Source organism: Spiroplasma tabanidicola, assembly GCF_009730595.1.
Taxonomy (GTDB): Bacteria; Bacillota_I; Bacilli_A; order Mycoplasmatales; family Mycoplasmataceae; genus Spiroplasma_A; species Spiroplasma_A tabanidicola.
Genome location: NZ_CP046276.1, coordinates 568601 through 585267, shown reverse-complemented (window position 1 = coordinate 585267; position 16667 = coordinate 568601). Strand labels below are relative to the sequence as shown.

At 25.2% G+C, this 16667-nt stretch carries 12 protein-coding genes; all 12 read right to left on the bottom strand.

Annotation, left to right across the window (positions count from 1 at the left end; genetic code table 4):
- Positions 1-166: 166 nt before the first annotated feature.
- The 12 genes from STABA_RS02695 to STABA_RS02640 all read right to left on the bottom strand — a co-directional run bounded on the left by STABA_RS02695 (position 167) and on the right by STABA_RS02640 (position 16623).
- On the bottom strand, positions 167-2545 hold the full coding sequence (locus tag STABA_RS02695; protein ID WP_156006278.1) for a hypothetical protein: 2379 nt from the start codon (positions 2543-2545) through the stop codon (positions 167-169).
- Complete coding sequence (locus tag STABA_RS02690; RefSeq protein WP_156006276.1) at positions 2545-4161, bottom strand: SGNH/GDSL hydrolase family protein; 1617 nt, start codon at positions 4159-4161, stop codon at positions 2545-2547. The genes STABA_RS02695 and STABA_RS02690 overlap by 1 nt, the downstream gene beginning before the upstream one ends.
- A 24-nt stretch (positions 4162-4185) precedes the next feature.
- Positions 4186-5949, bottom strand: coding sequence for a hypothetical protein (locus tag STABA_RS02685; RefSeq protein WP_156006274.1), 1764 nt, complete (start codon positions 5947-5949; stop codon positions 4186-4188).
- Between the two features lie 107 nt (positions 5950-6056).
- A complete protein-coding gene (locus tag STABA_RS02680) occupies positions 6057-6419 on the bottom strand; it encodes a PCC domain-containing protein (protein ID WP_156006272.1) in 363 nt (120 codons plus the stop codon).
- A gap of 3 nt (positions 6420-6422) precedes the next feature.
- Positions 6423-8108, bottom strand: a complete 1686-nt coding sequence (locus tag STABA_RS02675; protein ID WP_156006270.1) for a vWA domain-containing protein — start codon at positions 8106-8108, stop codon at positions 6423-6425.
- A 40-nt stretch (positions 8109-8148) separates the two neighbouring features.
- Entirely contained in the window at positions 8149-9702 is a 1554-nt protein-coding gene (locus STABA_RS02670) for an AAA family ATPase (protein WP_156006268.1), read from the bottom strand.
- Between the two features lie 86 nt (positions 9703-9788).
- Positions 9789-11411 (bottom strand): hypothetical protein, encoded by a 1623-nt coding sequence (locus STABA_RS02665; protein WP_170264685.1) that lies wholly within the window; start codon positions 11409-11411, stop codon positions 9789-9791.
- An 8-nt stretch (positions 11412-11419) separates the two neighbouring features.
- Positions 11420-12781 carry a DEAD/DEAH box helicase gene (locus STABA_RS02660; RefSeq protein ID WP_156006264.1) on the bottom strand — a complete coding sequence of 454 codons (1362 nt, stop codon included), beginning with the start codon at positions 12779-12781 and terminating at the stop codon, positions 11420-11422.
- 48 nt (positions 12782-12829) lie between these two features.
- Positions 12830-13345 (bottom strand): tRNA (cytidine(34)-2'-O)-methyltransferase, encoded by a 516-nt coding sequence (locus STABA_RS02655; RefSeq protein ID WP_156006262.1) that lies wholly within the window; start codon positions 13343-13345, stop codon positions 12830-12832.
- Positions 13346-13373: 28 nt separating this feature from the next.
- A complete protein-coding gene (locus STABA_RS02650; RefSeq protein ID WP_156006260.1) occupies positions 13374-13688 on the bottom strand; it encodes a hypothetical protein in 315 nt (104 codons plus the stop codon).
- 74 nt (positions 13689-13762) lie between these two features.
- Positions 13763-15892, bottom strand: coding sequence for an AAA family ATPase (locus tag STABA_RS02645; protein ID WP_156006258.1), 2130 nt, complete (start codon positions 15890-15892; stop codon positions 13763-13765).
- A 44-nt stretch (positions 15893-15936) separates the two neighbouring features.
- Complete coding sequence (locus STABA_RS02640; RefSeq protein WP_156006256.1) at positions 15937-16623, bottom strand: hypothetical protein; 687 nt, start codon at positions 16621-16623, stop codon at positions 15937-15939.
- Positions 16624-16667 lie beyond the last annotated feature (44 nt).

Below are 16667 nucleotides of genomic sequence, written 5' to 3'. Positions count from 1 at the left end.
GCTCACACAAATGTATAAAGATTAGTTATATTATACTAAAAAAAAATACTATTAACTACTATTTTAGCATTTTGGTATAAATATTTTTTATAAGAAAATTTTTAGAAATTTTTTTTAATCATAAAAAAAATCTAAAATCAGATTTTAGATTTTTTAAATTAAATTATTATTTATTAATATCAGTTATTCTAATTCTTTTGATTGTAAATCTATCAGCACTTCTTTTTAAATCAATAGTGATATTTTTATCTCTAACTCGATATTGATATTGATATAAGTTTATAATACTTTCATCAACTTGGTTTTCAGTTATGTTTGAATAATCCACAAACATTTGTTTTGCAACTAATTTTTGTTTTATATCAAATCTATATAAGAAACTTTGAATAACAGAAAGAAGATATTGAACACCATTAATATCTGAAAATAATGTTATTGCATTATCTGCTAGTGAGTTTTTAATAATTTGTTGATTATCATCAATTCCAATTGCGTTTAAAATGCTATCTGGATTTTTAATAATAGAATTTAAAGCAGCCCCAATATTTACAGTTAGGTTGCTTAAATTTTTAAAGTCTAATTTAAACTTAGTATTATTACCTTCACTTTTTTTCTTTTCTAAAATTGTAACGGGTATTTCTTTTGAGCCAGCTCCATTATCTGGAGTTGTTCCATTAGTTTCGGGATTACCAGATTTAGTTGATAAAAAGTATTTAGCTAAATTTTGTAAACTATTAACTACATTAGGATCAAAACTAAATCCAAATATATCATATAGACCTAGTTTTTTAATTATGTCAAAATTCTCAACAACATCAGCAATTGATTTTGCGTATGTATTAGGTTCGTTTAAAGGTATTTTTAAATCAAATATCGGGGCTGCATATGCAAGTAAGTTATTATTTCAAATTGTTCCTCATACATTTTTTCACAAAGTTTTTATTTTTAAAATTCTATACATAGCTCTTCTACCATCTTCTGTTAATGGAATAAAATCATTTATAGCATCAACAACAATGTCTTGAACAAAACCTCAACTTAAAACTGTCTCTGTATAATCTCCAAGCCCTAAAATTTCAACTTTAAGCATTGGATCATCTTTTGTTTCTGAAGATAATCACCCTAATGCACAAGTTAATGTATTTCCAAGATTTTTATTTGTACCCTCAGTAATTATACTATTTAAAATTGCTCTTATAAAAGCTGATATACCTCCGGTATTTGTATACTTATTATCAAAATCATCTGTAATAAAACTTTTAATTTCATTAGCCATATTTTTAACATCATTTTGCACTCCGGCTGTACTAGTTAAATTAGCAACAATATGAGTATATTTAGTATGAACTTTACCAGTTGATTCTGCTCTTGCATTTAGAGTTCATGTTAATCCGCCATCTCCAGCTGATTGATTTGCAAAATCTTCATAAAACAATAATCTTATTAAATTTTTAGCAGCCATTCCATCATTTATATATAACATTTTTAGCAAGAAATTAAATCCTGCTTCTAAATTTAGATTACTGTTAATTGTCTCTTTAAAGTTTGAATTACGATAAGCGATCATATCAGTTATTGAAATTTCATCATATGCAACATTAGGCTTACTTTTTTCAATAGGATCTTCACTAAAAGGATCTGGTGAAAATCTTTCTATAAACCCTGTCATATACATAAATAACATTTTTACAAAGTTAACAATGTCTGCAATTGTATCAATATTGTTAAATAGATCTAAAGTAAATTTAGCAGTACCATCCATTATATCTTGAATGGTTTGTGTTAATTGAATTAAGGCTGGAGTAAAGTTTTGCAAAACTTCTTTTTCAGTATTTGCACCTAAATTTTTTGGTCTTTTACCAGTACTTGCTGGGTAACAAAATTTATTTAAAGCATTTACAAATCCAATCATAGATGCATTTAATGCATTTTGTACACTCATATTTTCATACTCTTTTCGATAAAAAGCTTTTGAAATATTTGAAAATGCATTTGAAGGTAAAACTTTACTAATGATTGTTAAGATTGGATTTCTTGCAAAAGTATCAAAATCAACAAGACCTGATTCTTTTAATATAGTTGCACCAATTCCTAAAAAGTCTCGATTACCAACAGCTTCAAAAATTGCTGGTAGATTTTTTAAAATTGGAGTTAAAAATGATCCATCTTCAGGTTTAATTACATTATTTTTTAAATCAACTCCATCAAGATCAACATTATTTTCATCATATAATTTTGATTCAAAATATTTATTGTAAATATCTGAGTATTTTGAAGATGAAGCAAATTCATCTTTTACATCAAGATTAGGATTTCCATTAAATTTTTGAATTTGTTGGTTTTTTACAATGTTATCAAAAACATAATTAAAATCATATTTTTCAACATTATTTAGATATGCAGTTTTTGCAACTTCTTTTAATAATATATTCATAGATTTTGATGAAATGCTATTTACCACTTCATCTTTACCACACGAGACAGTTAAAGACGCTGAACTTGTTATTACAACAATCGATGCTGCAATTGAAAGTATTTTTTTCATTATTTACTGTCTCCTATTCCTTCGTTTTTATTTTTATCAAACAATTCTTTAATTTCTTTTTCTAACATTTGTTCAACATCACTATGAACAATTTTAGTTGGATGAATATTATCATCAAAAAAGTAACTATTAACATCAGCTGGATAACCAGGTCGAGGGTCTCCTCAAAAGTTTAATTGCACATTTATTTGTCTATTTGTTGAACTACTAGAATTAACATCTTTTGCTGCTTCTGCAATTTTGCTTACAATTTTTTTTAAAGTATCTGAATTCAAACTAAAACTACCAATTGGATCATAATCTGGTTTTGGATTACCTTCTGCTCATACCGCTAATCCAACATTGTTAATATAATTTTCATATTTAATTGTAAATTTTGATTGTTCATTAATACTATCAAACTTATTAAATAAATCAAAAGTTCTCAATCCATTAGGATAATAACTATGAACTTCTTTTACAATATTTTCAATTCTTCTATTAAACTCTTTTGTTGTTGCTTCAATAAAAATTGTTTCATTTGTTTTTTTTCTAATTGGAATTCCTGCAGTTATCGGGTTATCTTCATCTTCAGATTCTTCGCTATCTCCATTACTATAACAAATACTTCCTTCATAATTTGGATCATCATAAAGTTTTCCATAAGCATCATAGCACTTGCTTTTATTTTCATCCTCAGAATTTGGATCATAAGTTTTGTAAAACCTTGAAGCATTTTTTGGTACTTTATCCATTGATGGGGAGGTAATTAATAAGATGTTTTTTATTCCGTTATTTAACAATGAAAAAACTGTATATCTAATTTTTTCAATTGCCTCATCCATAATTTGAGTAGTTTTTTCACTAGCTCCATATGGATTATAGGTGCTAATCATATTAAATACATCATTTCCTCCAATTGACATAGCAACAACTGCTTTTGATCCAAACTTATGTTGAGATATTAATGCTTTTGCTTGATTGTCAATCGCTGCATCTTCTAACAATGTTGACATACTTGAACCAGTATGACTAGCAGTTGCTCCTCCAACTGCATAAGTTGTACCGTACTCACCTTTGTAAGTTGGTTTTTTCATCATTATGTTACTTGGTTTCATATCTTTAACATTAAACATTCTTCTACCCAACAAGAATGAAGCTGTTGGTCCATTTGAAAATGAACTTCTCAAATCAGTAGAAGTACCTTCATTGTTGGGAGTATCATTATTATCTTCGTTATCAGATTCTTCTTCACCTGCTTTTTTAATAATTTTATTTTGAAAAGTTGTTGGTTTTAATTTTGAAAATTCATCGACATTATCAAAGTTTCAACTAAAGTCTCCATCAAATTTAAAATTAATTTTTAAGTTTGATATTGATAATTTGGTTCCCATATAAGTTGTTAATCCATCAACATCACTTAAACTATCTCCAAGAATATAATAATTTGTAACACCATAAGAGTTTTGATCGATATCTTTATCTTTAATTGCATTTTTTCGGTCAATTTCTAAACCTATTTTTAATGGATTGTCATCCCCAAAAACTGCTGATGGTCTTTTATTGCATGATGCTATTTGGGTAACAAAAACAGAACTAGCACATATAGTTAAAAATAAACTTAATAGTTTTTTCATATTATCGCTCCCCTTATTTAGAAATTAATTATTATCTTCAAAATTTGATGTTTGATTAACATTTGAATTATTTAAATTTTGAGTTTGCATTGGTCTTTGATTGTTAAACTGATTTTGTTGTTGGTTGTTATAAGGCATCTGATTCATTGGACGTTGCATATTATTTTGCATTTGGTTATTTAACGGTCTTTGAAAATTGTTCATTTGTCCAACTGGGTGATTCGTTGGTCTTTGATTGTTAAACTGATTTTGTTGTTGGTTGTTATAAGGCATCTGATTCATTGGACGTTGCATATTATTTTGCATTTGGTTATTTAACGGTCTTTGATTATTGTTCATTTGTCCAACTGGGTGATTCGTTGGTCTTTGATTGTTAAACTGATTTAGTTGTTGGTTGTTATAAGGCATCTGATTCATTGGACGTTGCATATTATTTTGCATTTGGTTATTTAACGGTCTTTGATTATTGTTCATTTGTCCAGTATTTTGATTCAATGATTTTGTAGTTATATTTTTTGAATTATTAATAACTGGTTTTTGCATAACTTGTGTTTTATTAAGAGTTTGTGTTGATAGAACTTGAGTAGAGTTCGTTGTAAGATTTGGTTGCAATAGTGTAACTGGTTTATTAATTTTATCAGTAACATTATTAACAACTGGCCCACCAACAGATTCTTTAAACTTAACTTTTTTAGCTCTTGCTCTTTGTTTTTTCTCTTTTTTAGTATAACCTCTCTCTCTTTTGAATAAAAAACCAGAAGCAGTTAAACCCAAAGGAAGAATAAGTATACAAGTAAAAATTAAAGAAGTTCCTCATTTTAATCAAGTTAATCCTTGAGTGAACCAAGGTGAATATAAATCATCAATTGTTAATTTTTTTGGTAAATCTTTATCTGTTAATGAACCTTTAAAAATTCTTCCCATAACTGGACCTATTATTTGATTATGTAATCATTTATTATTAATTGCTAATTTGATTGATTCGATTTGTTGATTGATAAATCATATTTTATTATTTATTAAATTTGTTCCTGGAGATTTAATTACAGATAACGCTCCTGTCAATGAATCTCTTTTTGTTTGCATTTTGCTTTCATATAAACTTTGATTTACAACAGTTTGTTGTTTTGTAACTTCTCTATAAACATCTTTAGAATAAAGTTCTTTTATACCATTTTTCTTAACCATTCATTTGATACCAACATTTGTATAACCATATAAGAAAAACTTTGCCGCTGCTGCTTTATCAAATTTAATTAAATCAACAGCAACATCATGAAGATCAATATCTTCTTTATTATCAATTTTACTACTTCAATATTCTTTATATCAATCATTTGCAAATTGCTCATACATATCTTTATTTTTAAGCATTGCACCATCATTAAAATCAATTGCAGAAACAATATCGTTTACAAAACTCATTCTTACAGAAGAATCTGCTGCAATTTCATATAAACCAGTTTCATTTTCTGGTTTTCGATCTTTTTCATCATCAGTTTTATAAGCTGTTATCACATATTTTCCTTGTGGAAATAAATTTAAAGTTTTTTGTTCAATATCTTTAATAAACTTTTGTGATTCTAATCCCATTCCAGGAACTGTTAATACAAAAGATCCAAATGTATATAAGATTGTTGTAAATAACAAAAAAAAGGCTAAAAAACGTCTAATTCAACCACGAAAAATTACTCGTCTTCTTCTCTTAATTTTAACCCTCACAGGTTTTTGTGGTGGCATTTGTTGTTGCGGGTATTGTGGTGGGTATTGATACTGTTGTTGAATCATTTAATCGCCTCTTTATATAAGTACTATTTATATATTAACTTATTTAAATTTATTAATCTCGCTTATAAAACTATTTTTTGGAATTAAAAATAATTTTAAAATGAAAATTACTCTGTTCTTAAAACTTCTAAGGTTAAAATTAAATCAATTTCTGTATTTGTCGAAAAGACTTTTCCGCTATGAATAACATTATCACTATCAATTGCATTAACCATTAATGATAATTCTCTTTCTAAAATTCTGCCATGAAAATTTGTAACTGTTAATAATTTATCAACTAAATATTTGGAGAAAAAAATTGGATCTGATTGAGTTAAAACCCCATATTCTAATCTATTTAAATAACCACTACCTGTTACTTTTGCTTCAATTATCATATATTCACGAACTACTTTTTCAAGTTCTACAATAATATCTTCATTTTTGTCAAAATATAAAATGATAAAATCAGCTCTTTCTCTAACTTCCATTTGTTAATTTCCTTCACTATTACTTTCCATTATTTTGTTTCTTTTTTCAATTAATTCTTTTTCTTTTTGTTTTTTCTTTTCAAGTTTTTTAGCTTTTGGAGAATCTAAATGTTTATCTCTAAAACGTTTTTTATCTCTAACTTTATTAAGTTCAGCAATTTGTTCATCACGATAAGCTGCTTCTTCATCTTTTAATTCTCTTAAATCTCTTAAAGTTTCATTTAAAGATTTAACTATTTGAGTTGTTGCAAATGGATCATTTGGGTCATAATACATAACATTATCAAAGATATCTTGAGTTTCAACATTCGGCATTGTTCCAATAACAAGTGAATGAAAACGATTATAATTATCTTTTAAATCTGCTATTTGAACTCTTGTATCATCTGGAATAGCATCCATCATAAAATCAGAAATCATCAATAAATCTGCTCTTTTAAATTCTTCTGTTGTCATTTTTTGAACAACTTTTTGAAAAGCGGGTTTAGCATTAGTTCTACCATAAAATGATTTGGATAAAAACTCTAACATTTTTTGAATGTTTAACTGCCTTGCGTTAATTTCAAATTCATCAACATGTTGACTGGCAAAGTTTACAAAAACCAAATCTCTTTGTTCTTTTAAAGCAACTTTTGCAACAGCTATCGCTAATGCTTTTGCAATATATTCTCCTGAACCTTCCATTGATCCAGAAGTGTCGATACAAATTATAAATTTTCCTTGTTCTAAAGGAATTGGAGCTTCATATTCAACTTCTTCAACTTCATGTTCTATAATAGTTTCATTTGATTCAAATAAAAAAGCTTGTAATTGAGATTCTACAAATTTTTTATAAAATACTATTTCAAGTTCTGGATCAAATAAATTGGCTAATTCCATTGGTAAAAGTCTTTCGATATCTTTTGAAATAGTTACTCCAACCAATTCTTCAGGGTTATAAGGTAATTTTACTTTTGTAGGATAAGTAACAATTTGTTCAGTAATGTTAATTTCCATCAAATCATCTTCACCATTAAGTCTACCCAATAGCTCAGCAATTCTTAAAATACTTGGATCTTTATATAAAAACTCTGCAAAACGAGAAATTGATTCAATATTTTGATTTCTTAATTCATCATCGACTTCTGCTATTTTTCCAAAGACATCATACATAGTTTTATAGATTTTTGCATATTTTCCATAGTTTTTAATAATACTATAAATTTCAACTAAATAGTTATATCTTAAATCTTCAACAGTTTTCATACGATAGTCTAAAACTCTTTTAGTTAACATAAATGTTCAAGTTCTAAAAAATTCAGTTAATCAATCTCTTCCTTTTAATTCAAATCAACCATTGTCAATTTTTCATTGCATTGTATCAATATAAGTTTCAAATGGTGAATCAAATTCAATTAATTTTTGTCTTATTAAGTTTAATTTTTTTGCAAAATCAACCTCGTCAAATTTTTCAGAAACATAGTTATAATAAATAATTTCTTTTCTTATTGGTTCAGGAAGTTTAATTTGTTTAATTGTCGATAAATGTGAAGCGCTATAAAAATTGTTGATTTTGTCATCCAACTGTTCTGCTGCATATTCATGCTCTTTTTTAAATAAAGCAAAATCACTATTGTGTAGATCTCTTTGTCTTAATTTTTCAAGTTCTCTTTTAATCTCATTTACTGGTTCAAAATCATCAAATTCCATATTTTCACCTACTATTTTCTAACAATATTAAAAAGTGCGCTTAATACGCAACTTCTAATTCGCTATATGGAACTTCATTGATTTCATTCATTCCATCATTTATATCAACATTTTCGTCTTGTTGTGGAGCACTTGATTTTTTAACTGTATCAAATGCTTCTGCAATTTTTTCTTTATAAACCTCTTCAAAGAATAAACAATTCATACTTGTGTATTTTTTGTATTCTTTAAACATTTTTTTACTTACTTCTTTTACTTGTTCTTCAAGTTGACTAACTTGTTGAGCAATAGTCATCATTTGGTTATTAAATTCCATTGGATTATCATTTTGAATTTGATATTTTTTATTTTCATTTACAAATAGAATTTGATCTGATTTGTATGCTCTTACAAGCATTTTTTGAGTACCTTTGTATTTATTAACATTTGGTCCAAAATGTAAATCAATTTCAAATGGTTCACTTGGTAAATTACTTATTTTATTTCAATCAGCTGCTGAAATAAAACAAGTACGGTATTCTTCTGGTCCATCAGTAAAATTAATTAAATAATAAGTTCCTTTAATTTGCATTTTGAATGGCGAATCATAAGGTGTTAATCTTAAAAATTGAGCTTCAATTTGTCCAATTTGAGCATTCATTGTATCTAATTGGTTTAATAAGTTTCTTTTTTCATTTCTTCACTCTAAACCAAATTGCTCTAAAAATGCTTTATAAAAGATATTTGTATATTCTTTTTCTTGCTCTTCATTATCTCAAATGCAAAATGGGATAACAAATAAATCAGGAATATCCGTTTCACCTCTACCATTATAAAAAGCACTAGTTTTCATTAACCCAGAGATTTTTTTTCAACGTCTATCCGAAATATAAGCTTCTCCATTTGTATCTAAAATTATTTTTTTTCTAAAATAATGGATGAAATCTAAGCACTTACGACTCACTCTAACTTGTTTTGATTGTTTTTTTCAAATTTCAAGTTCTTCAAGAGAGATTTGTAAATTAGGATCAACTTCAACATCAAGTGATGATTCTCCATCTAAAAGTTGTTCAAAGTTATTTTCATTTTTTAAACCTTCAGCAATAAATCTAATAATGAAACGGTCAAATAAAGCTTCTAAACCTTCACCTTCAGCTGGTAATTCGTTAGAAGCTGATATAAGTAATTTCAATGGAACTTTAATATCTTTTCCACCATTTCTAAAGATTTTTTCATTAATGATTGTTAGCAACGTATTTTGAATACTTGGACCAGCTTTTCAAATCTCATCTAAAAATCCAATGTTAGAAGATGGCAAATACCCATCAACCACTCTAACATATTTACCTTCTTTTAAAAGTCTTAGATCAATTGGTCCATAAATTTCTTCAGGAGTTGAGAATTTACTCATCAAATACTCAAAATTTGTTCCTCCTCTAATTGCAAATTTCATCCTACGTGAAATCAATGATTTTGCAATTCCTGGTTTTCCTAACAAGAAGATTGATTCTTCTCCTAATAAAGCAAGCATAGCAAGTCTAAAAATGACTTCTTTTTCATAAACTTGATAACTTATTGCTTCAATAAGTTTTTTTATTCTTTCTGTAATATCCATAAAAATATTTCTCCCTTTTTTATCAGCTAGACTTATTATAAACAAAACATTGATAAATAACAAAAGCAATATTAATATATTGCTTTTTATTTTCTAGCTTTTTTAATACGATTTGATCCATATAAGAAACATAATGTAGCAAATAATGCAATTGCTGCAATTGCATATGTTGAGTAAAGTTCTAAATCAGATACTTTAACGCTATCATATCCTCCAACATATTTTCCTTCATAATAATCTGGATAATATGATGAATTTGCTTCACTTGTTCTTCGGTAATAATCGTCTTTACCACCATATCCGTCAAGTGCATGTCCGAATTCATGAACCAAAACATGCATTTCATCTGGAGCAGATCAAAATCCAGATAAATATTCACTATTATAGTCTTTAATTGTTAAAGCATTTGCCAAAATTACAATATAAGAACTTTTAACAGAATATTTATTATTGCTCATTCTAACAAAACTTGTTGAAGTATATCCTGCAACTAATCCGTCACTTTTATCTCCAACTAATTTTTCATCTCCAGCTACAACAAATGCAGATATTAAGTTTGATAAACCTTCATCATTAGAGATGATTGAATATAAATAATTAAATAACTGAGTCACAATACTTTCAAAACTTGCTTTTTTTTGATCTGTTCAATCAAAATAATCATCTCCTAATTTTGAATTATGTGCATAATCTTTTTTTAAGAAGCTCAAGATATTTGAAAACCAAACGGTACTATAACCAGCTTCATCAATAGTTCTATTTTGTAAATATGAATCTAAGCTTTTAAAATCTCCAAAGTGTTGAGAATTAAAGCTCTCAAATAAAGCGATTGAAATATCTGGTGCTGGAGTGAATGAATCGTTCATTCAATCATTTAATAAATATCTTAATTTTGATTTTGAATCTTCTTTAAGTTCAAATATTTTACATTGTTGAATAATTTTTGAAATACTTTGGTCAAAATAGTTAACTCCATTAACACTTGACTTTCACCCAATGTTACTGTTTTGATAATGTAAATCAATCGTATTACTTAAAGGACTTTTTAATGAAATATCATATTCATTTGATTTATTTTGACCATTAATTCAATTTATGATAGTTTTTGTTTTATTTTGTAAAGTATCACCATTTTTCATTAACATTGGTAAAACATTACAAAAGAAGTTATTTGTTATATATCAACTTTTGTTCATTAGTTCTCTTGGTGTTTGCAATCATTTAGAAAAAGCTTCTGCAAAAAACTCATTATCCGATGAAGCCCCATATATACTAATATTCAAAGTACTTCCAATTAGATTTTGAATAAATAAACTTCTATAAAATTCTATTTTTTCTAATTTACTTGTTTTATCTTCTTGAGTATCTGATTCAGTTGGACTTTCTTCTTTTTTAACAGTTAATATTTCTTGAATTTCTCCAACTATATTTTGAGTTAAACCAGTTATATAGTTTGCATAGTAATATTTTAAAATTCTTCCTGAATACATCAATCAGTTTTCTGTAATATTAGTGCTTTTTATTTTGTCATCAGTTAAAAAACTATTATATTTATATTCAACTTTTTGATTATCACCATCTTTAACATTTGTTTCTTCGGAAGTTGCAAATTGTTTAACCAAAAAATTTGTTGTTGGTACAACATTTGTATATAAGCACGATCAAGATAAAAATATTTTAACCAAAATTCCCATTACTTTATAATCCAATCTATTTTTTAATCAAATAACTCTTCTCTTCTTTTTTTATACTTAGCTTTTTTAATTTTTGCTATTGACTCTTTAATGTGTTTTCTCCTTATATCTTTTTTAACTTTTTCAATCTCTAATTTTCTTTTTTTCTTATAACCAGGTTTTATAGGTTGTTTTTTAAAACGATTTATTATTTTTTGTTCTTCTAAAACCCCTGGATTATTAGGATTTATAACTTTATTTTTTTTTCTTTCAATGATATCAACTAATTGATTATTTGCTAATTTCATATTTTTAAACTCTATTTTTTTAGATTTTAAAGTATCAATTAGATGTTGATTTGTTGAGTTAAAAAGAACATAACTTTTTCCTAAATATTGATTTCTACCTGTTCTTCCACTTCTATGAATATAATATTCTAAATCTTTTGGCAAATCAATTGAAACTACATGGCTTACTCCATCAATATCAATTCCTCTAGCAGCAATATCGCTAGCAACAATTCATCTAAATTCCATATTTTGAATTCTTTTTTGCATTATTGATCTTTGTCTTGGATCTAAATCACCATGAAGCTCTCCAATATTTTTTATACCAAAATCTTTTAATCAACCAATCACTTCTTTTACTTGATCTTTTTTATTAACAAAAACTATAACAATATAAGGATTTATTGATTCTACAATTAATTTTAAAACTTCTTTATTTTCTTTGTTTTTAGTTCAAATTAAAATGTGTTCAATATTTTCATTTGTTGGTTTTTTATCAATATTTTCAATGAAAATAGATTTTGACAAATACTTAGTTAAAAATGGTTTTAATCCATTTGCAATTGTTGCTGAAAATAAACTAATATTTGTATCATTATTCATTTTTGCAAGCATATAATCAAGATCATCAATAAAACCAAGATCAAAAATCATATCACATTCATCGATTACAACATAGTTTGTTGTTGTTAATTGTAATAGATTGCTTTCATATAGGCTTTTTAATTTGGTTGGTGTTCCAATTACAATCATTGGTTGCTTATTTTTTAATGAAGATGCTTGTTTTTCAAAAGCTTCTCCACCAACAAAAAAAGCAACAGTTGCTTTATTATTATGTTTTAACATTTCTTTTGTATTTGCAAATATTTGTCTTGCAAGTTCTCTTGTTGGGGTTATTATTAAAGCTTGTACTTTATTTACTTCATAATCTAAGTTATTTAAAATTGGTAATAAAAATGCATGTGTTTTTCCAGTACCAGTGTGAGATTGAGCAATAACGCTTTTATGCTTTTTTAATAAAGGTATTACCTTTTTTTGTATACTTGTTGGCTCTTTAAATCCCTTTTCATCTAAAGCATCATTTATAAACTTTTTAAACCCAAAATCACTAAATTTCATTTTTATTTCCCACCTTGTTATTTATTATATAGAAATAAAAAAAGAAAACTATTTTTCCAAGTAATCTTCTCCTTTTTCTACTTCAACTTTACTTAAATCTAAATAATCTCATTGTCTTAGTACTTCATAAGTGGCTATACCTACAGAATTTGCAATATTTAAACTTCTTCCTGTTTCTACCATAGGAATTCTAAAACATCTTGAAAGATTATTTTTTAATATTTCTTTATCAATTCCAGTTGATTCTTTTCCAAACATTATAAATACTTCATCGTTTATTTCTTTGAAATTAAAATCACTTATCGGTTTTTTACCATATCTTGTCATAAAAAAAATGTTTACATTTGGATTTTTATCAACAAAATCTTGTCAATCTTCATATTTTACATATTCACAACCTTCAAAATTATTAGCGCTTGTTCTTGCAAAATTTCTTCTATCAAATATAAAACCAAATGGTTCAATTAAATGAAGTTTTGCATTTGTTAACGCACAAGTTCTCATAATAGCACCAACATTATTGGCAATTTCTGGTTCAAATAAAATTATATTTATTTTTCTCATATGTTATCCTTTCAAATAAAAAAAGAAATTAAAATTTCTTTTTGTAATCAAAATCATTGATATCAATATAATTTATTTCATCTGCTCTTTCTAACATTCCAATATTGTTAAATTGAGTAAAAATTTTATAAGTTGTATCTTGATCAATAAAATCTCTTTTAATTAAATTTCCAGTATCATGATTAACTATATTTGCATCATAAAAAAACTTTTTATGTTTTTCACTACAAGTATTAAAAATTATTTTTAAATAATCATAATGAGCTTTATGAGTAATTTGACCATTAGATGCAATTTCTAAATATAGTCTTGATTTATTATAAATAGATCTTTTTTTAGCCATAAATATTCACCTCTAAATATTTATGATTATACCATAAAATGTTTTAAAGTAGTTTCTATAATTTAAGAGATATACTATTGTTTATTTTCATTAAAATGATTTTCATCTACATTTTTAATTACTTTCATTAAAAATTTTGCTGATGATAAGATTTCATTAGGATTTCTTTGATATTTATGAGAATAAATATTGCAAACATTTAATAATACCTCAAGGTTTTTTTTATCATTTGGGTTATCAGACTTAAAGAGCAAAATTTTTTTTATTTTATTAAAATTTTTTGAATTTGCTGGTACTTCTTCAGAATATTTAAAACTTAAAAAATGTTCTATAATTCTTCTCATTACATTTGGATAATAAAAATAATTATTTTTTGATAAGTTTGATATATCATTTTCTTTTGAAAAATCATATATCTCTTTAAAATCATATTTATAAGGTAATTTTATTTTTTTATTTTTTATGATTTGAACGTAACTTTTATTATTACTTTTTTTCACTTCAAATAGAGAAACTTTTTCATCTCTCATGAATGTGTAAGAAAGATTACAAAAATCATCTCAAACATGAGTTAAGATAAATAATTGATAATTTGGATATGATAAAATTTCTTTTAAAATACTTAGAATATACATTTTATTTAAATCATCCACACTAGATATTGGATCATCTATAACAACAAGTTCAATATTTTTTTTAACCTCAGTTTGATTAATGTCTTCAAATAATTCAATATAAAAATATAAGATTGCTAGTAAGTTTTTTTCCCCATCGCTTATATCATTTATCTCTAACTCTTTATCCATTTTTGTGTTTTTTAAAGTATAGTTATTATTTGTTAGTTCTAAATTTATCCCAACATCTAAATTGTTTAAAATTTCATTAATAATAACCGCAAAATCAATTTTATTAGATTGATTATTTTCTAACTCTTTAATTTTTTTGTTTAAAATATTATTTTTTTCTTTAATTTCTTCAATATTTTTTATTTTTTCTATCAATAAATCTTTTTTTTCTTTTATTAGTGGATTAACAATTAATTCTAAACCTATTGAACCTTTTAATAAAATATTAAATTTATTTATTTTTTTTTCCAAATTATTTATGTCATTATTCTTTAAGTTGTTTAAATCTTCTATATTAGAGTTAATATTATTTAAATCTTTTTTTAATTCTTCTGTATCTACATTTATGATATTGGTTATTTCTTTTAACTTATTATTTATTAGATCAATAAAACTTAAAAGGTTATTAACTATTTTATTAAAATTTTCAAAGTATTTAGACAAATCAAAATTAAATAATTTTTCATATGATTTATAATTATTCAAAAAGAAATTATTTATATGTTCAATATAATTTTCTAAATTATTACGAAAAGAAATTAAAAATTGGTTAGCTTTTTGTTTTTCATCTTTATTATATTTTTGAATTTTAACTTTAATATTTTCTAAATTAATGTTATTCCCACAAAACTCACATATTTTATGGTTTTTGTGAATTTTTAACCCTTCATTCAATCAATCAACAACTTCAGAAGAAGGGATATGAGAATTATCATAATTATTTAATAAAATTTTCTTCATTTTTTCAATATCTTCGTCTTTTGTAAGTAAAATTTTATTAAATAGAACTTCTTTTTTTTCAATTAACAAATCTTCTAAACTATTATCACCGGTAATCTTCGATAATTCTTCCAAATTATTCTCTATTTTTTTTGCATCATCTACAAGCTTTTCGTATTTAGAAAATAATTCTTGGACATTTAAATAATGAGGATTTAATATTTTTGTATTTCCTTTTTTTCTATTAAATATTTGTTCATATTCATCAATAATTTTTTTTTCTATTTCATTGATTTCTAACTCATAATTTTTTATGTCCACTATGTCATTTTTTAACTTATAAATTTCTTTTCTATTTTCAACAGACTTTTTTCCAAAATTAGCAACTACACTTTTAATTTGTGTTTTATGCTCTTCTTCTATTAACAAGTTTTCTTCAACATATTTATTATTAAAAAATCTTATGTTTTCATTTTTTTTATTATTATCTTTAAAAAATTCTTCAACAATACCATAACTTAATGAAGTCTTCCCTTTCCCGTTATATCCAAAAATTATATTTTTTAAGTCAAAATTTTCTTCAGGACCGTTGTAATCATAAAATGATTTAAGAGTAAAATTATTTATTTTTTTTAACATAATAAATTTCCTTTTTTAGTCAGTTTCCCTATTTAAATATTTTTTTAATATCCATTGTTGTTATTGCTATTATTATCATTTGGATTTTGAATGTAATATCCGTTTTGATAATCATAAGTATATTGATCATCTTTTGTATTTTGATATTGATTTGGATATTGGTTTCCGTTTTGATAATAATAAGTATTTTGATAATCATATCCGTTTTGATAATTATTTGTATTTTGATAATCATATCCGTTTTGATAATTATTATATCCATATCCATTTACTGTAGCTGGTGTTGTTTCATAACCTTGTTGATAATTCAGATTATGATTAATATTTACACTTTGATATCCAATGAAATTCGAACTGTCTCTATAGTTATTTAAATATCGATTTTCATCATCTTTACCACACAAAGTTAAAATACCCCCTATTAAAAGTAATATAACCGGAAAGAATAAGGCTAATCAAGATATAAATATTAATAATAATGAGATAACTCCCAAACTTATTCTAAGTCCATTAGTATTCATCCCAGCTGTTAAAGCTGATAATATTATTAAAACTAATGATACAACAAACAATAAGCCTCCAACGATTTTATATATTTTAGACTCTATAATATTTTGTTGCATAATTAATGCTGTTAATTTCTCTGATAACATATAAAAAAAACTAAATACAAAACATATAATTCCTGCTGCTAAATTTATTAATGCGCCACTTTTTCCTAAACCTGCCATATAAATCTCCATTCAACACTTATTTAGTGAATTATAGTTATTTT